At 71.2% G+C, this 2705-nt stretch carries 1 protein-coding gene and 1 pseudogene; one reads left to right on the top strand and one right to left on the bottom strand.

Annotation, left to right across the window (positions count from 1 at the left end):
• Window positions 1-120, bottom strand: a pseudogene (locus H9640_RS18805) (dihydrofolate reductase); the annotation flags it as partial.
• Between the two features lie 218 nt (window positions 121-338).
• Between H9640_RS18805 and H9640_RS18810 the strand changes: the two are divergent.
• Window positions 339-2642 carry a sodium-translocating pyrophosphatase gene (locus tag H9640_RS18810; protein ID WP_191792301.1) on the top strand — a complete coding sequence of 768 codons (2304 nt, stop codon included), beginning with the start codon at window positions 339-341 and terminating at the stop codon, window positions 2640-2642.
• The last annotated feature ends 63 nt before the right edge of the window (window positions 2643-2705 follow it).

Raw genomic sequence — 2705 nt, forward strand, 5'->3', positions numbered from 1 at the left:
CGTCGGACCCGAATGACCCAACCGCTCCGCGATCCGCGCACGCAGAGGGACGATCCCCTCCTCGTCCAGCTCATAGACCGTCTTCAGATACATCTCGGTGGTGTCGATCAGGTCGGTCACGTCGCGCTCCGGGCTAAAGTTGAAGGATTCCAATCTTGGAACGTCTCCACATGCTACGTCACGTGCGAGCCCACGACGAGACGGCTCGACGCCCGCTCCGCGACGCCGCGCACGACGTCTCGTGACGCACGCCACACATGGCTAGACTCGGGCGCATCCTCCGGGGGTGCCGGAGGACCAGCCGGTGACCCCGGTCCAGCAGTCGTCAAGGAGGACGGATGCTCACGCTCAGCTCCACCAGTCTCACGATCGTCGCGGTGATCGGGGCCATAGGCCTCGCCGCGCTCGTCTTCGCGTTCGTCCTCAGACGCCAGGTACTGGCCGCTCCCGAGGGCACCGCGAAGATGCAGGACATCGCCCAGGCCATCCAGGAGGGGGCCTCGGCCTACCTCAACCGGCAGTTCCGGACCCTGGCGCTGTTCGCGGTGATCGTCTTCGGTCTGCTGTTCCTCCTGCCCGGCGACGCCGGGATCAAGGTGGGCCGGTCGGTCGCGTTCCTCGTCGGTGCCGGGTTCTCCGCGTGCATCGGCTACCTGGGGATGTGGCTCGCGGTGCGCGCGAACGTGCGCGTCGCGTCCGCCGCGACCCGGCCCGGGGGACGGGCCGAGGGGGCGCGCGTCGCGTTCCGGACCGGTGGCGTGGTGGGGATGTCCGTCGTGGGTTTAGGCCTGCTCGGTGCGGCCGGCGTGGTGCTGCTGTACCGAGGGGACGCTCCGGCTGTGCTCGAGGGGTTCGGGTTCGGGGCTGCACTGCTCGCGATGTTCATGCGCGTGGGCGGCGGGATCTTCACCAAGGCGGCGGACGTCGGTGCGGACCTGGTGGGCAAGGTCGAGCAGGGGATCCCCGAGGATGACCCGCGCAACGCCGCGACCATCGCGGACAACGTGGGCGACAACGTGGGGGACTGCGCGGGCATGGCCGCAGACCTCTTCGAGTCGTACGCCGTCATGCTCGTCGCGGCCCTCATCCTCGGCAAGGCCGCGATGGGCGAGCAGGGGCTCGTCTTCCCGCTGATAGTCACGGCCATCGGCGCGTTCGTCGCGGTCCTGGGCGTCTTCATCACGCGCGTGCGCGGCAGCGAGAACGGCCTGCGGGCCATCTACCGCGGGTTCTACCTCTCGGCGCTGCTCGGCGCGGTCCTCGCGGGCGTCGCGGCGTTCGCGTACCTGCCGTCGTCGTTCTCGGAGCTGTCGGGCACCGCGGACCTGGGCGACGTCACGAGCGACCCGCGCGTGGTCGCGGCGCTCGCGGTCCTCATCGGCGTGGTCCTGGCGGGCATCATCCTGTGGGTCACGGGCTACTTCACGGGCACGACGTCGAAGCCCACCCTCCACGTGGCCGCCACCTCCCGCACGGGAGCGGCCACGGTCGTCCTGTCCGGGATCGGGGTCGGGTTCGAATCCGCGGTCTACACCGCGGGCATCATCGCGGCAGCGATCTGCGGGGTCTTCCTCATCGCGGGCGGCTCGGTGTGGCTGTCGCTCTTCCTCATCGCGCTCGCGGGCTGCGGGCTCCTGACGACGGTCGGCGTGATCGTCGCGATGGACACGTTCGGGCCCGTCTCGGACAACGCGCAAGGAATCTACGAGATGTCCGTCGGCGAGGCCGGTGACGGCAACCCGGAGGCCGCGCAGATCCTCACCGACCTCGACGCCGTGGGCAACACGACCAAGGCCATCACCAAGGGCATCGCGATCGCGACCGCCGTCCTCGCGGCGACCGCGCTGTTCGGGTCGTACGCCGACGCCGTGGGCGGGGCGCTCGCGGACATCACGAACCCGGCCGGCGGCCTCGTCGTCTCGATGCTCGACTACTCGATCATCTCGCCGATCACCCTGGTCGGCGTGATCCTCGGCGCCGCGACCGTGTTCCTGTTCTCGGGCCTCGCGATCGACGCCGTGACCCGCGCTGCCGGCGCGATCGTCTACGAGGTGCGCCGCCAGTTCCGCGAGCACCCCGGGATCATGACGTACGACGAGCGCCCCGAGTACGGCAAGGTCGTCGACATCTGCACGCGCGACTCGTTGCGCGAGCTCGCGACGCCCGGCCTCCTGGCCGCCTTCGCACCCATCGCGGTGGGCTTCGGGCTCGGCGTCGGACCGCTCGCGGGCTTCCTCGCGGGGGCCATCGGGGCGGGCGTGCTCATGGCCGTCTTCCTGGCGAACTCGGGCGGTGCGTGGGACAACGCGAAGAAGATCGTCGAGGACGGCGCGTACGGCGGCAAGGGGTCCCCGGCGCACGAGGCGACGGTCGTCGGCGACACCGTGGGCGACCCGTTCAAGGACACGGCCGGTCCGGCGATCAACCCGCTGCTCAAGGTCATGAACCTGGTCGCGGTGCTCATCGCTCCCGCCGTGGTCGCGCTGAGCGTGCCCGCGGACGCCAACCACGCCCTGCGCATCGGGATCGCCGTGATCGCGGCGGGCATCGCGTTCGGGGCGGTCATCCTGTCGAGGCTGCGCGCTGCGCGCGTGGACCGCGAGCAGATGTCGGAGGAGCCGCAGGCGGTGCGGACGAGCTGAGGTCGCGCCCTCCGGCGGCGGGGGGGGGGGGGGGGGGGGGGGGGGGGGGGGGGGGGGGGGGGG

Origin of the sequence: Oerskovia gallyi (assembly GCF_014836745.1) — a bacterium.
Classification (GTDB): Bacteria; Actinomycetota; Actinomycetes; order Actinomycetales; family Cellulomonadaceae; genus Oerskovia; species Oerskovia paurometabola.